General features: G+C 68.1%; 15 protein-coding genes. 10 read left to right on the top strand and 5 right to left on the bottom strand.

The genetic code is table 11. The features are described from left to right. Positions 1-10: 10 nt before the first annotated feature. Together AB0C28_RS14850 and AB0C28_RS14845 are read right to left on the bottom strand one after the other, a co-directional pair. On the bottom strand, positions 11-970 hold the full coding sequence (locus AB0C28_RS14850) for a LacI family DNA-binding transcriptional regulator (protein ID WP_346110177.1): 960 nt from the start codon (positions 968-970) through the stop codon (positions 11-13). Between the two features lie 100 nt (positions 971-1070). Then, entirely contained in the window at positions 1071-1865 is a 795-nt protein-coding gene (locus AB0C28_RS14845) for an NAD(P)-dependent oxidoreductase (RefSeq protein ID WP_358074718.1), read from the bottom strand. 235 nt (positions 1866-2100) lie between these two features. Here AB0C28_RS14845 and AB0C28_RS14840 point away from each other — a divergent pair, with 235 nt between their 5' ends. The 5 genes from AB0C28_RS14840 (at position 2101) to AB0C28_RS14820 (ending at position 6881) form a co-directional block, all read left to right on the top strand. Continuing rightward, on the top strand, positions 2101-3315 hold the full coding sequence (locus AB0C28_RS14840; RefSeq protein WP_358074715.1) for a sugar ABC transporter substrate-binding protein: 1215 nt from the start codon (positions 2101-2103) through the stop codon (positions 3313-3315). Then, positions 3312-4241, top strand: a complete 930-nt coding sequence (locus AB0C28_RS14835; RefSeq protein WP_358074712.1) for a sugar ABC transporter permease — start codon at positions 3312-3314, stop codon at positions 4239-4241. Before AB0C28_RS14840 ends, AB0C28_RS14835 begins: the two co-directional genes overlap by 4 nt. Further along, positions 4238-5098: a carbohydrate ABC transporter permease gene (locus tag AB0C28_RS14830; RefSeq protein WP_357837493.1), complete on the top strand. Its 861-nt coding sequence runs from the start codon at positions 4238-4240 to the stop codon at positions 5096-5098. The genes AB0C28_RS14835 and AB0C28_RS14830 overlap by 4 nt, the downstream gene beginning before the upstream one ends. Before the next feature lie 67 nt (positions 5099-5165). Next, positions 5166-5933: an IclR family transcriptional regulator gene (locus AB0C28_RS14825; RefSeq protein WP_357837495.1), complete on the top strand. Its 768-nt coding sequence runs from the start codon at positions 5166-5168 to the stop codon at positions 5931-5933. A gap of 42 nt (positions 5934-5975) precedes the next feature. Continuing rightward, a complete protein-coding gene (locus AB0C28_RS14820; protein ID WP_358074709.1) occupies positions 5976-6881 on the top strand; it encodes a 5-dehydro-4-deoxyglucarate dehydratase in 906 nt (301 codons plus the stop codon). Between the two features lie 255 nt (positions 6882-7136). On the opposite strand, the gene AB0C28_RS14815 is transcribed toward AB0C28_RS14820, so the two are convergent. After that, positions 7137-8606: an aldehyde dehydrogenase (NADP(+)) gene (locus AB0C28_RS14815; protein ID WP_357837501.1), complete on the bottom strand. Its 1470-nt coding sequence runs from the start codon at positions 8604-8606 to the stop codon at positions 7137-7139. A 105-nt stretch (positions 8607-8711) separates the two neighbouring features. Between AB0C28_RS14815 and AB0C28_RS14810 the strand changes: the two genes are divergently transcribed. The 5 genes from AB0C28_RS14810 to AB0C28_RS14790 all read left to right on the top strand — a co-directional run bounded on the left by AB0C28_RS14810 (position 8712) and on the right by AB0C28_RS14790 (position 15089). Then, positions 8712-10088 (top strand): enolase C-terminal domain-like protein, encoded by a 1377-nt coding sequence (locus AB0C28_RS14810; RefSeq protein WP_358074706.1) that lies wholly within the window; start codon positions 8712-8714, stop codon positions 10086-10088. Between the two features lie 271 nt (positions 10089-10359). Continuing rightward, positions 10360-11520, top strand: coding sequence for a hypothetical protein (locus tag AB0C28_RS14805; protein ID WP_358074703.1), 1161 nt, complete (start codon positions 10360-10362; stop codon positions 11518-11520). Between the two features lie 80 nt (positions 11521-11600). Beyond that, positions 11601-12098, top strand: coding sequence for a chloramphenicol phosphotransferase (locus AB0C28_RS14800; protein WP_358075496.1), 498 nt, complete (start codon positions 11601-11603; stop codon positions 12096-12098). 684 nt (positions 12099-12782) lie between these two features. Further along, positions 12783-13826, top strand: a complete 1044-nt coding sequence (locus AB0C28_RS14795; protein ID WP_357837510.1) for an RNA polymerase subunit sigma-70 — start codon at positions 12783-12785, stop codon at positions 13824-13826. Positions 13827-14591: 765 nt separating this feature from the next. After that, positions 14592-15089 carry a DUF402 domain-containing protein gene (locus tag AB0C28_RS14790; RefSeq protein ID WP_357837513.1) on the top strand — a complete coding sequence of 166 codons (498 nt, stop codon included), beginning with the start codon at positions 14592-14594 and terminating at the stop codon, positions 15087-15089. Between the two features lie 70 nt (positions 15090-15159). Here AB0C28_RS14790 and AB0C28_RS14785 read toward each other — a convergent pair whose 3' ends face one another. Both AB0C28_RS14785 and AB0C28_RS14780 read right to left on the bottom strand, forming a co-directional pair. After that, positions 15160-15807, bottom strand: a complete 648-nt coding sequence (locus tag AB0C28_RS14785; RefSeq protein ID WP_357837516.1) for a response regulator transcription factor — start codon at positions 15805-15807, stop codon at positions 15160-15162. Then, positions 15804-16997 (bottom strand): histidine kinase, encoded by a 1194-nt coding sequence (locus AB0C28_RS14780; protein ID WP_357837519.1) that lies wholly within the window; start codon positions 16995-16997, stop codon positions 15804-15806. The genes AB0C28_RS14785 and AB0C28_RS14780 overlap by 4 nt, the downstream gene beginning before the upstream one ends. Positions 16998-17094 lie beyond the last annotated feature (97 nt).

Genomic DNA, 17094 nt, shown 5'->3' with positions numbered 1-17094 from the left:
CGGCGCTCATTTATGGGGCCCTTCCCGTGGACTCGCGGACGATGAGGTCGGTGTCGAGGGTCACTGTCGCGCCCTCTCCCCCCGACTGCAGCAGCAGGTCGACGGCCATCCTTCCCGCCGCCGCGGCCGGCATGGCCACCGTGGTCAGCTTGGGCCGGTTGAGCCGTCCCGGAAGGATGTCGTCGAACCCGATCACACTTATCTGGTCTGGTACCCCTATCTCCATCGCCGACAGCCCCTCGATGAGCCCGAGTGCGAGGAGGTCGTTGTAGGCCAGCACCGCGCTCGCCCCGCAGGCGGCCACCTCGGGGGCCACGGCCAGGCCGCCGCCCTCCGTGGGCTGGTTGGGGCCGAAGAAGACCAGGTCGAGCCCGACCGCCTCGGCGGCCGCGCCCTGCATCTCGTTGCTGGTCCACGAGCCGATCGGGCCGGACACGAGCGCGATCCTGTGGTGGCCGAGCGCGGCCAGGTGGTCGAGGGCGAGCTTGGTGCCCTGGGCGACGTTCATGAGCACGGCGGGCATGCCCTTGATGCGCCGGTTGACCACCACGAACGGCACGTCCTCCGCCAGCCGCTCGATCATCTTGTTCGACAGCCGGGGGCTGCACAGCAGGACGCCGTCCACCTGCTTGGCGAAGGTCCTGATCAGCTCTTCCTCGACCCGCGGGTCCTCGTCGGTGTCGGCCACGAAGACGTGGTAGTCACGGCCTCTGGCCTGCGCCTGGGCGGCCTTGATGAGCGGCGGGAAGAACGGGTTGGCGATGTCGGCCACGATCAGGCCCATGTTGTACGTGCGCCCCGTGGTGAGCGCCCTGGCGGCGCGGTTGGGCCGGTAGCCGAGGTCGTCGGCGGCGGCCAGCACGCGGGTCCTGGTGGCCGGATTGACCAGGTGCGGCGCGGAGAACGTCCGGGACACGGTGGAGACGTGGACACCGCAGGCGCGGGCCACGTCCTTGATCGTCGCCGCCATGGCCGTCCTCCCATGCAAACGGTTGCCAGATCAAACCTTGGCGTTCATAGCTGGCGCCGTCAAGGTTCTTGCAACCGGTTGCCCCGGCAGGCGGGTCAGCTCACCACTTCCCGCCGAGCTCGTTCAGCGTGAAGACGCCGCCCGCGCGGTGGTGCAGCGGCTCGGACACGTCGGGCTCGCCCTGCGCCTCGATGAGGGCGGCGGCGAACGGCTCGGAGCTGTCCTTCGACTCGAACCCGATGGCCTTGGCCTCCTCCAGCGACCACCAGCGGCGCGGGCTGTCGGAGACGCCCCAGACCACGTGGTAGCCGGTCGCGCTCAGCCCGGCCTCGACCAGGCGGGTCAGGTCGTCGGGCGAGATCCAGGTGGCCAGCCCGCGCGTGTCGGCGGGGGCCTCGCTGCAGGTGCCGAGGCGGACCACGGTGACATTCATGCCGAACCGGTCGTGGTAGAGGCTGCCGAGGGCCTCCATGACGACCTTGCTCACGCCGTAGAAGGTGTCCGGTCTGGGGAAGGCGTAGTCGGGCAGGTCCGCGCCCGACTCGGGGCGGGTCTGGTAGCCGGCCGCGTGGTGGCTGCCCATGAGCAGGACGTGCTCGACCCCCTCCTTCCGCGCCGCCTCCAGCAGCACCTGGGTCCCGTTGATGTTGGCCTGCACGATGTCGGCCCAGGGGTGCTCCCTGCTCTGGCCGCCCAGGTGCAGCACGGCGTCCACGCCCTTCACGGCCTCGGCCACGGCGGCCGGGTCGGTCAGGTCGGCCGTCACCCATTCCTCGCCGGGCCCGGGCTCGACCGGCTGGATGTCGGAAAGCCGCAGCGTACGGCCCTCACGCGCGAGTCGCGGCCGGAGCAGCGTCCCGACCTTTCCCGAGGCCCCTGTCATGAGAATGCGCATGCCTCAATGATGTACACGAATCTGACTGAAATTCACATCCTTGAATATTGACCGTGAGCCATGCCACTAGTTACGTTCACAGGCACACATCCAAGTCCACGACTCATGTCCACATATGTGAACAGGAGGCGGTCTGATGTCACGTCGTCTGCTGGGAGCCGCGATGACCGCGGCTCTGGCCTTAGGAGTGACAGCCTGCGGGTCCGGGGGATCATCGTCTAGTTCCGACAACGCCTTGGAGATCTGGATCAGGCAACCACCCGATTCCGACTCCGCCAAGACCGCCGTGAAGCTGGCCGAGGGTTTTACCAAGGCCAGTGGCGTACAGACGAAAGTCGTCGCCCTTTTCGACGACTTCGAGACCAAACTGAACCAGCAGGCGGCGCAGAAAGACCTGCCCGACATCGTCATCAACGACACCGCGCAACTCGGCAACATGGTCACCCAGGGCTGGCTGGCGCCGGTCGACAAGGCCGCGCTCAAGGGCGGTGACCAGATCGCGGAGACCGCCTGGACGGCCGCCACCGGGGCCGACGGCAAGTTCTACGCGGCCCCGTTCTCGGCCCAGTCGTTCGCGCTGATCGTGCGCAAGGACTGGCGCGAGAAGGTGGGCATGGAGCCGCCCGAGACCTGGGAGGACCTGGCCGAACTGGCCGTCGCCTTCACCGAGAAGGACCCCGACGGCAACGGCCAGAAGGACACCGCCGGCTTCGTGGCCCCCGCGGGCACCAAGCGCGGCTACGCCTCCTGGTACGCCTCCTCGCTCATCTACGCCAACGGCGGCGACTTCATCAAGGCCGCAGGCGGCGGCAAGTACGCCGCCACGGTGAACGACCCCAAGACCGTGGAGGCCGTGCAGTTCCTCCAGGACCAGTTCTGCAAGACCAAGACCGTCAACCCGGGCGCCGTCAGCAACGACACCACCGTCACGCACGAGGTGTTCGAGAAGGGCCAGGGCGGCATCTACCTGGTCGGGCCGTACGTGCTGGCCAGGTTCGTCAACAGCATCGGCACCGACAAGATCGAGGTCCTGCCCGTGCCCAAGGGGCCCTCCGGCGGCCCCGGCACGCTCGGCGAGGGCGAGAACGTCTACATGATGGCCGGGTCCCCGAACCCGGACAACCAGAAGAAGTTCGCCGAATTCGCCATCTCGCCCGAGGGCCAGAAGATCGGCATGAACAAGGACGCCAACGGCGCCATCGTGCGTCTGCCGGTCAACACCACGGTCGACATGGCCGCCGAGCGGCAGGACCCGCGCTGGAAGGTGTTCCAGGAGTCGTACGCGAACGCCGTCTACGCCCCGCCGGTGCCCAACTGGGCGCCGATCCGCCAGACCTCCGCCGACACCATCAACGCGGTCTGGGCCGACTGCTCCGCCAACGTCAAGACGGCGATGGATGAGCTCAACACGAAACTCACCCAGGAACTGCAGAGCCAGAAAGCGTCATGACCTCCACACTCGCCCCGGCGTCCGGCCGGACGGCGGCTCCCGGCCACCCGCCGAAATCGGCGCGGTGGCGGGGACCGCTGATCGCCTGGCTGTTCCTGGCGCCCGCGCTGCTGCTCTTCCTGTATTTCAAGTTCATCCCGATGTTCGTGGGCCTGTGGAAGAGCCTGTTCAAGGTCCAGACGTTTCTCGGTGACGAGTGGGTCGGCTTTCAGAACTACCAGACGATCATCACCGACGACGAGTTCGGCGCGGCGATCTGGCACAGCGTCGTGCTGGCCCTCGGCACCACGCTCGGCTCGATCGTGCTGGGCCTCGGGCTGGCGCTGCTCATCGAGGGGCCGGCGCGTTACCTGTGGTTCGTCAGGACCGCGGCCTTCCTGCCGGTCGTCACCACGATGGCGGCCGTGGCCGAGGTGTGGCGCATCATGTTCCACCCGGCCGACAGCGGGATGCTCAACATCGTGATCGGCTGGGCCGGCGTCGATCCGCAGCCGTGGCTGGCCAGCGAGGACTCCTCGCTGATGTCGATCATGCTGATGAGCATCTGGCGCGGCACCCCGTACGACATGATGATCTTCCTGGCCGGTCTGGTCGGCGTGGACCGCAGCCTGTACGAGGCCGCGGCCGTGGACGGCGCCTCCACCTGGCGGCGGCTGCGGCACATCACGCTGCCCGCGCTGCGGCCGGTGTTCTGGATCCTGTTCACGCTGGCGGCCATCCGCGGCCTGCGGGTCTTCGTCGAGGTGTACGTGCTCACGAACGGCGGCCCGAACGGCTCCTCCGAAGTGCTGATGACCTTGATCTACAAGCTCGGGTTCCAGAAGAACGAGCTGGGGGTCGCCTCGGCGGGCGGAATCGTGCTGTTCCTGGCCACGCTGGCGCTCACCGTGATCGTGCAGATGTTGCGCAGGAGGCAGGCGACATGAGGTTCGACAGCGCGCTGGGCCTGGAGTCGCGGCGCGGCCCGCTGGCCACCACCGGAAAGTTCCTGATTTATGGGGCTATGGTGGTCGTTTTCACCGGGCCGCTGGTCGGGCTGCTCATCAGCGCCTTCAACAAGACCCTCGACCCCACCTCTTTTTCCCTGTGGCCGGACGAGTTCACCCTGGAGAACTTCATCAAGGCCCAGGAGAAGAACGTCTACCTGTACCTGCTCAACTCCTTCATCGTCGTGGGCTTCGGGCTGCTGCTGCAGGTGCTGGTGAGCGTCTTCGCGGCGTACTCGCTGGCCCGCAAGAAGTTTCGCGGCATGACGTTCGTGATGCTGCTCATGCTCGCCACGATGATGCTCCCCGAGGAGATCATCGCGATCCCCCTCTCCCTCGTCCTGGCCGACATGCCGCTGCTGCACGTCAACCTCATCGGCACGTACGCCGGCATGATCCTGCCCGTCGGGGCCTGGGGGTTCTCCATCCTCGTCATGACCGAGTTCATGAAGGAGGTGCCGGTCGAACTGGAGGAGGCCGCGCGCATCGACGGCGCGGGAGAGCTGCGCATCTTCGCCACGATCATCCTGCCGCTGTGCCGCCCGGCGCTCGGCGTCATCGGCGTCTTCGGTTTCACGATGATCTGGGACCAGTACCTGCTCCCCCTGATCGTCGCGCCGCAGTCGGACATGTGGACGCTGCCCATCGCGCTGCGCTCCCTGCGCTCCGACGAGGAGGTCGGGATCGGCGTGCTGCTGGCGGCCTCGTTGCTGGCGCTGCTGCCGTCGATCATCGCGTTCCTGGCGTTCCAGCGGCAGTTCATGCGCGGTCTGACAAGCGGCGCGGTCAAGGGCTGAGTGTCCATGTATCTGGACGGCATCCCATATCCTGGATGCCCGAGCCCGCCGATGGATACGAGATGGGATGAGCATGGAGCCCCAGCTGGTCAAGTCCGCCGAGCGGACCGTACGCATCCTGGAAACTCTCGCAGATTCACACGACCACCTGACGTTGTCCGAGCTCCAGCAGCGCACCGGATTCCCGCGCAGCAGCCTGCACGCTCTCATGCGCACCCTGGTCGAGCTCAACTGGGTCGAGACCGACGCGGCCAGATCGGCGTTCGGGATCGGGCCCCACGCGCTGCTGACCGGCACCGCCTACCTCGACAAGGACCCCGCGCTGCCGTTCGCCCAGGAGAGCCTGGAAGACCTGCGCGACGAGATCGGGCAGACCGTGCACTTCGCCCGCCGCGACGGAGCCCACGTGCTCTACCTCGCGACCCGCGACTCCCGCGAGGCCGACCACATCATCCCCCGCGTCGGCCGGCGCCTGCCCGCCCACGTCACCGCGCTCGGCCAGGTGCTGCTCGCCCAGCTCACCGACGACGAGGTCGGGGCGCTGCTGCCCCAGCCGCTGACCGGACTGACCGACCACACGATCACCGACCTGACCAAGCTCACGGGCGAGCTCGACCAGGTCCGCACGCGCGGCTGGTCCTACGAACGCGAGCAGGGCACGCCCGGGGTGGCCTGCGTGGCCGTGGCCGTCGACTACCGCATCCCGGCGACGGACGCGATCAGCTGCTCGATGCCGGCCGGGCTGCCGCCTGCCGACGTGGAACGGATCACCGAAGCGGTGATCAGACATACGCGGAAGCTGGCCGCCACTCTCCGCAGGGAGGGCATCCGCTAGCGGCGTCCTGTTCTTCCCGGCCCCTTGAGGTAGGAGGCGTTGATGCGGCTTGACGGCGTTCTGTTCTTCCCGGTCACCCCGTTCGGCTCCGACGGCCGCCTCGCCGAACCCGTCCTCGCCCGGCACGTGTCCGACGGGGTCGCGGCCGGGGCCGGCGGAGTGTTCGCCGCGTGCGGCACCGGCGAGTTCAACGCCCTCGACCTCGACGAGTACACCCGCGTCGTGGCCACCGCGGTCACCGCCACCGCCGGCCGCGTCCCCGTTCTCGCCGGCGCCGGCGGCCCGCTCCCGTCCGCGCGCGCCCTCGCCAGCGCCGCCGCCGACCAGGGCGCCGACGGCCTGCTGCTCATGCCGCCGTACCTGGTCACCGGCCCCGCCGCCGGCCTGGTGCGCTACGTCCGCGAGGTGGTGGACGCCGCCGGCCTGCCGTGCGTCATGTACCAGCGCGGCAACGCCCGCTTCACCCCCGCCGCCGTGGCCGAACTGGCCCGCCACCCCGGCGTGATCGGCTTCAAGGACGGCCTGGGCGACTTCGACCTGCTGCAACGCATCATCCTGACCGTCCGCGCGAGCGCCGGCGAGGACTTCACGTTCTTCAACGGCCTCCCGACCGCCGAGCTGACCGTCCCCGCCTACCGGGGGATCGGCGTCAACCTCTACTCCAGCGCCGTCTTCGCCTTCGCCCCCGAGATCGCCCTCGCCTTCAACAAAGCCGTCACCGGAGGCGACGAGGTCATGGTCCGGCGCCTGCTCACCGACTTCTATCTGCCGCTGGTGGAGCTGCGCGATCTCGTGCCCGGGTACGCGGTGTCGCTGGTCAAGGCGGGGGTGCGGTTGCGGGGGCTGGAGGTGGGCGGGGTACGGGCGCCGTTGGCGGACCCGGCTCCCGAACACCTGCGCGCCCTGGAGCGCCTCATCGCCACCGGTCTGGGGCTCGTGGACGCCTGAAGGGGTCGTGCGTACGCGCTGGGCCCCTCGTTCCCCACGATCAGCCGACAGCACTGACGACGGAGACAGGACCCCGTGACCACGGGCCATAAGGCCGCAGCCCCGTCGCTGCGGATCACGAGCCCGGTCGCCACAGGTCACGGGGCTGTCCGCCACGGCGCCACCAGCCCCGTCACCACACGCCACCACTTAGGGAGGACCTAGGGACGGACGGGAGAACTCAGGCCCGCCCTGGCCCTGCACATGTATGCCTGCCTAGCCCTGCATACGTCCATCCACCCTGCGCGGAATGGACAGCGGATTGGCTTCCTTGAGCTCGTCCGGCAGCAGCGCCTCCGGCCAGTCCTGGTAGGCCGTGGGCGCGAGCCAGCGCTCGATCGCCGTGGCCCCCACGGACGTGGAGGTGGTCGTCGCGGCGGGCCAGGGCCCACCGTGATGCATGGCCCAGCACACGGCGACCCCGGTCGGCCAGCCGTTCCAGATGAGCCGCCCGGCCTTGCGGCCCAGCACGCCGGCGACCTCCGCGGCCTCGTCGGCCTCGGTGCCGTGCACGGTCGCGGTCAGCGACCCTTCGAGCCGCTCCAGCACCGGCGGCAGGTCGGAGACGTTCCGGTACGTCACCACGATCGACGCGGGCCCGAAGCACTCCTCGCCGATGTTCGGCAGCTTGCCGGCGAACGTGTCGAGGTCGGCCGTGAAGACCTTGGGCGTGACGGCCAGGCTGCCCTCTCCCGGCTTGCCCTCGGCCAGCAGCCGCAGCTCACCCAGGCGCTCGACGCCGCCGAGGTAGCCGTCCCTGATCCGCTCGGCCAGCATGGGGCCGCCGCTGGTGCCCTCGACGGCCTCGACGATCGCCTGGCGCAGCTCGTCGTTCTCGGGCACGAACAGCAGCCCGGGGTTCGTGCAGAACTGCCCCACCCCGAGCGTCAGCGACCCGGCGAACCCCGTGGCCACCTCCTTGGCGGGCGCGGAAGGCAGCACGACCACCGGGTTGACGCTGCCGAGCTCGCCGAAGAACGGGATCGGCACCTCTCGGTCGTCGATCAGCTTCTGGATGGCCTTGCCCCCGGACACGGACCCCGTGAACCCGGCCGCGACCACGCCGGGGTGCTGGACGAGGTCGGCGCCCGCCTGCATGCCCTGGACCAGCCCGAGCAGGTCCGGGTTCGGCAGCGCCTCGCGTACGATCTTGGCCACTCGCTCGGAGGTGTTGGGGTGCCCGGGATGCGCCTTGACGACCACGGGGCAGCCGGCGGCCAGGGCGGAGGCGGTGTCACCACCGGCCACCGAGAACGCGAAGGGGAAGTTGCTGGCCGCGAACACGGCCACGACGCCCTGCAGCGCGTTCTTCATCCGCCGCACGTCCGGCCTGGGCGGTGCGAGCGAAGGGTCGGCGTGATCGATGATGGCCTCCAGGTAGCCGCCATCCCTGATCACCTCGGCGAAGAGCCTGAACTGCCCCGCCGTCCGCGCCACCTCGCCGCGCAGCCGCGCCTCGCCGAGCGCGGTCTCCTGGTCGGCGAGCTGCCACAGTTCGTCCACGTGGGCGGTGAGCGCGTCGGCGACGGCCTCCAGCGCGACGGCCCGCTCAGCCGCCGGGGTCGCGCGCCAGGCCGCACCGGCCGCCGCCGCGGCAGAGACGATCAAGTCGACCCCGGCGCTGTCGGTCTCGGGCAGGGCGGCGCCCACGGTCTCGCCGGTCCTGGGGTCGTGTCCGTAGATCATCGAATGGCCCTTCGGAGTCTTGACACTTATTCAGCCCAATTCTTACAGTTGCGACAACTTGTCCACAAATCTGGCTATTGTTCACATATATGGACGGCGTTGCGAATGATCATTAGGCAGATCCACGTCACCCCCGTCGCCTTCCGGGATCCGCCTCTGCTCAACGCCGCAGGAGTCCACGAGCCGTGGGCCCTCCGTACCATTGTCGAGGTCGTCACCGATCAAGGTCTGACCGGGTTGGGCGAGACCTACGGAGACCTCGACCATCTCGGCAAGGTACGCACGTGCGCGCAGGCCCTGATCGGCCTCGACGTCCACGCCACGAACACCATGTACGCCCGCATCGCCGCATTCCTCGGCGCCCCCGAACCCGGCACCACCGCAACCGAAACCGGCACCACACCTGGCCCTTTCACTGTCGCCACCAACCCCAAGGAAAGGACCGGGAAGAGAACCGGGGCGAGGACCGGGGAAAGGACCAAGGAGAGGACCAGGGAGAGGACCAGGGAGAGGACCAGGGAGAGGACCGTCGACCGGGTCTTCTCCCCCTTCGACGTCGCCTGCCTCGACATTCGCGGCAAAGCAGCCGGCGTCCCGGTCTCGGACCTGCTCGGCGGCAGGGTCAGGGACGCCGTGCCGTACAGCGCGTACCTCTTCTACAAGTGGGCCGGCCACCCGGACGAGCAGCAGCCCGACAGATTCGGCGCCGCACTGGACGCGGCCGGCATCGTCGAGCAGGCGAGACTCCTCATCGACGAGTACGGCTTCGAGTCCATCAAGCTCAAGGGCGGCGTTCACCCTCCCGACGAAGAGATCGCCGCGATCCGCGCCCTACACGAGGCGTTCCCCGGCGTACCACTCCGCCTCGACCCGAACGCCGCCTGGACCGTGGAGACCTCGATCCGCGTAGGCCGGGAACTCGACGGCGTCCTCCAATACCTGGAGGACCCCACGGCCGGCATTCCGGGCATGGCCGAAGTCGCCGCCGCCGTCCCCATGCCCCTGGCTACCAACATGTGCGTGGTCACCCCCGAACACTTCCCGCCCGCGATGGCCGCCACCCGCGCCATCGGCGTCCTCCTCCTGGACCACCACTATTGGGGCGGACTCGTACGTTCCGCACACATCGCCGCCATGTGCGACGCCTTCGGCCTGGCCATGTCCATGCACTCCAACTCCCACCTCGGCATCAGCCTGGCCGCCATGACCCATCTGGCCGCCGCCACGCCAAACCTCACCTTCGCCTGCGACACGCACACCCCCTGGCAGGACGGCCAGGACGTGATCCAGCCCGGCACCCTCCACTTCACGAACGGCGCCGTCCCCGTACCCACCGCCCCGGGCCTGGGCGTGGACCTCGACCGGGACGCACTGGCGGTCATGAACGAGCAGTACGAGAAGTGCGGCATCGTCGCCCGCAACGACACCTCGTACATGCAACGCTTCACCCCCACCTTCACCGCAAAGCGCCCCCGCTGGTGACCACCCCGCACCCAGCCATCAACCACCCACACCCCTGCCCACCACCGCCCTGCCGCCAGCCACCCGCACCACTGCCCCACCATCACCCTGCCGCCAGCCACCCGCACCACAGCCCCACCAGCGCCCTCAGCTCTCGCCACCACCCAGCCGCATTCACCCGGCTACCGACTTCCCGGACAACTGCCCGCAAGACTGAAGCTCCGACCACCCACACTCACCACCACCATCGACAAGAAGACCCGCCGATCAACGGCGGCAAGGAGATGCCCTGATGAACCTCGCCTACCTCTACCCATGGGACGTGGTCGGGGACCCGTCGGCTCCAGGCCGCCTGGCGGACCTCGGCGTACAAGCGGTCGCCCTGGCAGCCAGCTATCACTCGACAAGGGCCGCCACGCCGTACCACCCCGCCCACCGGGTACTCGACGTACCGCACCCCGCCTTCTACCTCCCGATCCGCCCGTCGTCCTGGGCTCGCCTCGTCCCCGCCGCCCCGACGTGGACCCCCGCAGACGCCTACCTCCAGGCCAGAGACGCCTTGAAGGCCGCCGGCCTCCAGGTGCACGCCTGGACCGTCCTCACCCACAACTCACACCTGGGCACGGCCAACCCCGACCTGGTCGTACGCAACGCCTTCGGCGACCCGTACCCCTATGCCCTGTGCCCCGCCCACGAGGACGTCATCGAGTACTGCGAACGGATGGTCCAGGAGATCCTCGAGGTAGGCGAGCCCGACGGCCTGATCCTGGAGGCCTGCGGCCCGATGGGTTTCGGCCACCAGAGCGTCCACGAGAAAACGTCCGGCGCGGACTGGACCCCAGTAGACGCCGACCTCCTTTCGCTCTGCTTCTGCACGAATTGCGCCCCCCGCTACCCCGAACCGACCGCAGCAGCCGTACGCGCCGCCATAGACCGCACCCCGCAGGCGAACCCCACCACAGAAAACGCCACAGCCTCTTCACCCACCCCCGGAACCATCGAGTCGGCCCTCGGCAACCTGACCGACGAAGTACGCGAGATCCGCGTCGCCCTCTCCACCACCCTCCGCCAACGCCTGACAACCCTCACCCGCACAATCGCCCCAAACACCCCCATAACCCTGCACGCCAACCCAGACCCGTGGGCCACCGGCGCCTTCGCCCCTCTCCCCACAGGCGAACCGAACGCCGACGTCCTGGTCGCCAACTGCTGGGGCGACCCCGCCACAGACGCCATCCGCCTGGCCCGCCTGAAGGAACTCACCACACCAGGCCAGCGAGTAGGCGCCTACGTCCTGGCCCTCCCACCCCGCCCCGCCGACCCGTACGTCCTGCTCGACCACCTCAGGACGTACGCCAAAGCAGGAGCCTCTGAGTTCCACCTGTACCACGCGGGCCTGGCCTCCCCCCAACGCCTGACCACCCTCGCCCAAGCCCTACGCCTCCACACCTAGTACCGCCCGAGAGAGCACCCACGGCTGCCGACCAACACCGCACCGTCAATCACCACAGGCAGCCACACCCCGAACAGGTCCTGCTAGTCCTGGATCGCCCCTTCTTCCACATGCCGGTAGATGCCATCAACGCAATGCGCGCCCGCCGACGCACATTGGAACTGGACCCCGACGAACTGGCCGCCACGCTGGCCCGAACCCGGGCCGGCTTCCACCGTGCAGTCGCAGGCATGGCCCAAGCAGGCAACGACCTCGTCGTCGATTACGTCCTCAGCGAGCAGTGGCGCCTGCTGGGCTGCCTCACCGTCTTCAGCGGTCTGGACGTCGTCTTCATCGGCGTCCGCTGCTCGGAACAGGAACTGGCACGCCGGGAAAAGGCGCGCGGCGACCGGCACCCCGGACAGGCAGCAGCCCAACTCCGGCAGGTCCACTCCTACGGCGCTTATGACATCGAATGCGACACGACCACAACCAGCCCCCGCGACTGCGCCTTGACCATCAAGAAGTCCCTTGACCAACTCCCCACCCCTCACGCCTTCGACGGCCTAAGAACCGAATTCCTGCGCTACAGGAATTGAAGCGTCGGGGCGCCTCCCGCCCCGCTCGTCTACCTGCAGAAACGTGACCCATAGGCGCTCCCCCTGCCTCTGATCCTCTGCAGCGTCTACACACGCCCCGAAGCCCTGGAACCACCGGCCCCCAGCACCCGGTCCACTCCGCGCACCCGAGATCACGACCTCACCCGCCATACGCGCTCAACTCACGAGAAACTGCGGCCAGCTCTCAGGAACGAACCCACTCCACTACGCGGCCGAACCCACTCCACCACCACGGAACCTGACCCCACACACCAGCGGAACATCGCCTCCACCTCCACTCCGGAGGACACGAACCCGCGCGCCACACGAACCGCGCGTCAACGAAGCACCGCTTCCACCCCCACCGGGGTCAGAGGCCCTGCCTGACCTGGCCGTAGCCGCACGGCCTGGCAACAGCGATCTCGAGGTATTCGGCATCCATCACTGATCACCAAGCCAAACAACACCCCCACCCCACGGAACCTGACCCCACCCACCGGCCGAACAACCACTCCGCCTCCACCTCCACCCCGCAGGACACCAACCCGTGCACCAACGGAACCTCGCTTCCACCCCCACCAGATCCATCACTGATCACCAAGCCGCCCAACGTCTCGTGATGAGTTGTCGCGCCCACAACCGTCACACCTATGACAGGACACACCGAGGCGGAAGGATGACGTGATGAGCACGGACGCACGACCGACGAAGCCGAGCGCAGGCGGTCTGGGCCCGAAAGGTGCGAGCGAAAGCAGCCTGGACGCAAGGAGCCTGGCCGAGGTCGACGAACCGACGTTCTCGGGGCTGGCGGAGCGACACCGGCGGGAACTCCACGTCCACTGCTACCGGATGCTCGGTTCGTTCGAGGACGCCGAGGACACCGTACAGGAGACGTTCCTGCGCGCCTGGCGGCGGCGGGAGACCTTCGAGGGGCGGTCGACGTTCCGGGCCTGGCTGTACCGGATCGCCACCAACGCCTGCCTGGACCTGCTCGCCAAGTGCCGTCCTGAGCCTGCGACCGGCGGCGAGGTGCTGTGGCTGCAGCCCTACCCGGACCGGCTGCTCGACGAGCTGCCCGCCGGCGACGCGGACGAACCGGAAGCCGTCGCCCTCGCGCGGGAGACGATCGAGCTGGCGTACCTGGTCGCGGTCCAGCACCTCGCACCGCGCCCCCGGGCCGTGCTGATCCTGCGGGACGTACTCGGCTGGCCGGCGAAGGACGTCGCGGAGCTCCTCGGGGACTCCGTCAACTCGGTCAACAGCGCGCTGCAACGAGCCCGCGCCGGCATGCGCGAGCACCTGCCCGCCGAACGACAGGACTGGACCGGCGGCGAGGATGACGCCGGAGCGCGCGAGCTGGTGCGCCGCTACACGGACGCCAGCGTGGCGACGGACATCGACAAGCTCGCCGCACTGCTGCGCGACGACGTCCGCTGCTCGATGCCACCCACCCCGGGCCTGTACGTCGGCCGCGACGCGGTGGTGAAGGACTGGATCGAGAGCGGCTTCGAGCACCTGACCCACCTGCGCACCATCCCTACCTCTGTGAACCGTCAGCCCGCCATCGCCTTCTACGAGTGGCGACAGGGAGAGGGCGCGTACCTGCCCCTGACCATCGACGTCCTGCGCATCACCGGCGGAGCCATCACCGAGATCATCACGTTCCACGACGACCAGTTCCCGCACCTCGGCCTGCCGCAGCGCCTCCCGGTGAACGACCCGAAGTAGCCCCACCACGAACGCCCACACGGGGCCGCGCGCACACATCCCGAAACCACAAATTTCACCCAACCGGAGCGCGCAGCCCCGCAACCACGAACGCCTACACCACCGCAGCGCGAAGCCCCGTTAACCAGAAACGCCCGCATGACCGCAGCACGCATCCCATGACCGCAAACACCCGCACAACCGCAGCACACATGCCCGAAACCACCAACACCTGCACAAGCACGGCACACATCTCCAAGACCCCAAACGGCCGCACGGCCGCGGCACACATCCCCAAGATCGAAAACACCCGCACAGTCACGGCACGCATCCCAACCCGAAACGGCCCCGCCGAACACGTGACACTGAAGCCACCCCGACCCAGACCACCCGACACCCCGAAGTGGCACCTCCAAGCCGTCCTCGACAAAGGCCCGGGTTGGGGGCAAGGACCGGTTCTAACCATCACGAACCACGCCTGAACAGCAGTCATCAGGAAACCCGGTCGGCTATCAGTGACCACGCCGGTAGCCGTAGCCGGTAGCCGGTCTGAGTCGCAGACGGACGGCCGTAAGAGATGCCGACGGCCGTATCCGTCGCCCGAGCACCCGGCACCACGCTCACCGAGCCGCCACCCAGCAGAACAACATCTGCCGGGTGGCCGGCGATCCAGGGAGCACGGCTTGTGAGGCGGAGGTCGGAACGGCTCCCCCAGCGCAGCACTCACCCTGACCTCGCGGCGGGGCACCTCGTGTGAGCCCCATGCGGCCTGGATAAATTCTCCCTATGACTGATGTGCGAATCGTCTTTCGAAAGTACGGCGGCGCATTGCACTGGAACCACCCCGGTCGTGTGCTCGGCGAGGATGAGTACGGCATCTGGGTGACAGTCCCAGGTGGAACGGTCGCCCGCAAAGGCGACGGCCCACCTGTCACCTGGGAGACAACCGCGATCATGCTGTTCCCCCGAGACGCCTGGTGGACGGCCTCCTTCAACACCCCGCCCCACAAGTCGGAGGTCTACGTCGACGTCACCACCGTCCCCGAGTGGAGAGACGACGAAGTCACCATGCTCGATTTGGACCTGGACGTGATCCGCCTGCGAGACGGCCGGCTGATCCTCGACGACGAAGACGAATTCGCCGAACATCAACTCTTGCTGAACTATCCGACCGATCTGATCACCCAGGCTGAATCAACTGCACAGTGGCTGCTCGACGCGGTAGGTGAGAGAAAAGGCCCGTTCGGCGGCGCCCATCTGGACTGGCTGTCAAAAGCTGAATAAATCCAAGAAATCACACTTGTTCGGCGCTCATCCCCATAATTGTGCTACTCCTCGAGAGAACGTCCCTTTTTCACAGTAACCCAGCGGCAGAGACCAGACCGCTTTCGTAGGCTGCGATGACGAGCTGGGCCCGATCCCGAGCCTCCACCTTGGCCAGCAGCCGGGTGATGTGTGTCTTCACCGTAGCCAGACTCACCTGCAGATGAGCGGCGATCTCATTGTTCGACAATCCTCGCGCGATCAGCGTCAGCACTTCACGTTCCCGCTCGGTGACCCCGTCCAAGCCCTTGACCCGAGGCATCGCAGGAGTGCGGGTGAACTCCTCGATCAGCCGCCTCGTCACCTTCGGAGCCAGCAACGCCTCTCCGCTCGCCACCACCCGGATAGCAGCAAGCAGATCCACCGGTGGCGTATCCTTCAACAAAAATCCGCTCGCGCCCGCCCGCAGTGCATCATAAACATAAGAGTCAAGATCGAACATCGTCACCACCAGCACCCGGCAGATATCTCGAATTCGACGAGTGGCCTCGATCCCATCCATTTCCGGCATTCGTACGTCCATAAGAACCACATCCGGACGCTCCTGCACCGCGAGAGCCACGGCCTCACTTCCCGTCGCCGCCTCCCCCACGACCTCCAGGTCAGGCTCAGAGTCCACCAGCACCCTGAAACTGCCCCTGAGCAGTGCCTGGTCATCGGCCACGACCACGCGAATCATGCGACCTCCCGGTAGGGCAGTCTCGCAAACACCCGAAATCCCCGTCCGGCAACGTTTCCGGCCTCGAACGCGCCACCGTACAGCGCGACCCGCTCCCGCATCCCGATCAGGCCGTGACCGGCACCGTCAGAGGGCGTGGTGCGCCTCCCCGGGCCGTCATCCACGACCTCGATCCGGACATTCTCGCCATCCGCGACCACCGACACACGGCAACGCGTGGGCGCGGCGTGCTTGACGACATTGGTGAGCGCCTCCTGCACGATGCGGTAGACCGACAGCCCCACACCGTCAGGCAACCGCTCCCACTCCCCTGCCCCCTCATGCGGGCCATCTTTCTCCGACACACCGAGCTCGAGATCCACCTCGACCCCGGCCAGCCGAGCCTGCCCCACCAACCCCCGAATGCCTGCCGGACCAGGCGCGGGCACCCGCTCGGGCGCCTCCGTCGATCTCAGCACGCCGAGCAGGTGGCGCATCTCGACCAGCGCGCTCCTGCTGGCAGTCTCGATCACCCGCAGCGCGTCGTGCGCCTCCTCCGGCTTGGTCGCCATGACATGGTTGGCGACCCCCGCCTTGACCGCGATCAGCCCCACGCTGTGCGTGACCACGTCGTGCAGCTCGCGAGCGATCCTTAACCGCTCGTCGGCCACCGCCTGCGCTGCCAGCCGCTCCGCGTCGCGGGCCGCGAAGGACCTGCGCTCCTGCACGGCCCGGCCGACGGTCCACGCCGCTCCGAGGGATCCGATGCCGAGCAGCGGCTGGTCGAGGTGCAGCAGCCAGCCGGGCGCCTGATCGCGCGGCGCGCCGGCCATCACCAAGCCCAGCACCGTGACCAGGCTTATCACCCCGATGCCCATCGTCGGAATCACCGTGCCACGTCTGTCGGACAGGGCGACGACGTAGAGAGCATACGCCGGCGCCAGGTACGCGAAACCCATGGCGTCGGCCAGCACGGCGAAGACCGCGAGAGCGAGTGTGAGGCAGAAGACGCTCAGCGGCCACAGCCTGCGCAGGGCCAGTGGCAGCCCCAGACCGAGAGGAAGGGCGATCCGCATCCACGGGGGTATCGCCGTGGCGTGAACCGTCACCGTCAGGGCAACGAACGCGAAGCACAGCGCTGCCACCGCGTCGAGCATGATCAGCTCGCGACGGCTCCTGCGTCGGGCGAAGAAGGGATGCGTGTCGTCCACGCGTTGAAACGTAGCCGGTGAAGCGGTGCGCGCACGTCAACCCAGGGTTTGACCTTGAGATTCGAACCGTGGTCCGACGCGCCGGCGACCCGCCGTC

The organism is Nonomuraea sp. NPDC048892 (assembly GCF_040649735.1).
GTDB classification, from domain to species: Bacteria; Actinomycetota; Actinomycetes; order Streptosporangiales; family Streptosporangiaceae; genus Nonomuraea; species Nonomuraea maheshkhaliensis.
The sequence above is the reverse complement of the archived record's forward strand: the minus strand, read 5'-3'. Positions and strand labels throughout refer to the sequence as shown.